At 56.1% G+C, this 1058-nt stretch carries 1 rRNA gene; it reads right to left on the bottom strand.

Going from position 1 to position 1058, the window contains the following annotated elements:
* Window positions 1-1058, bottom strand: a 23S ribosomal RNA gene (locus tag ACZ4D5_RS43455); the annotation flags it as partial.

The following is a 1058-nucleotide window of genomic DNA, read 5'->3' as shown; positions in this document are numbered from 1 at the left end:
ACTCATCTCGAAGCAGGCTTCCCGCTTAGATGCTTTCAGCGGTTATCCTTTCCGAACGTAGCCAACCAGCCATGCCCTTGGCAGGACAACTGGCACACCAGAGGTTCGTCCGTCCCGGTCCTCTCGTACTAGGGACAGCCCTTCTCAATATTCCTACGCGCACAGAGGATAGGGACCGAACTGTCTCACGACGTTCTAAACCCAGCTCGCGTACCGCTTTAATGGGCGAACAGCCCAACCCTTGGGACCGACTCCAGCCCCAGGATGCGACGAGCCGACATCGAGGTGCCAAACCATCCCGTCGATATGGACTCTTGGGGAAGATCAGCCTGTTATCCCCGGGGTACCTTTTATCCGTTGAGCGACGGCGCTTCCACAAGCCACCGCCGGATCACTAGTCCCGACTTTCGTCCCTGCTCGACCCGTCGGTCTCACAGTCAAGCTCCCTTGTGCACTTACACTCAACACCTGATTACCAACCAGGCTGAGGGAACCTTTGGGCGCCTCCGTTACCCTTTGGGAGGCAACCGCCCCAGTTAAACTACCCATCAGACACTGTCCCTGATCCGGATCACGGACCGAGGTTAGACATCCAGCACGACCAGAGTGGTATTTCAACGACGACTCCACGAACACTGGCGTGCCCGCTTCACAGTCTCCCACCTATCCTACACAAGCCGAACCGAACACCAATATCAAACTGTAGTAAAGGTCCCGGGGTCTTTCCGTCCTTCTGCGCGAAACGAGCATCTTTACTCGTAGTGCAATTTCACCGGGCCTATGGTTGAGACAGTCGAGAAGTCGTTACGCCATTCGTGCAGGTCGGAACTTACCCGACAAGGAATTTCGCTACCTTAGGATGGTTATAGTTACCACCGCCGTTTACTGGCGCTTAAGTTCTCAGCTTCGCACGCCCGAAAGCGCACTAACCGGTCCCCTTAACGTTCCAGCACCGGGCAGGCGTCAGTCCGTATACATCGCCTTACGGCTTCGCACGGACCTGTGTTTTTAGTAAACAGTCGCTTCTCGCTGGTCTCTGCGGCCACCCCCAGCTCAGA

The organism is Streptomyces sp. NPDC025651, assembly GCF_055558735.1.
This window is presented reverse-complemented; position numbering and strand designations above follow the sequence as displayed.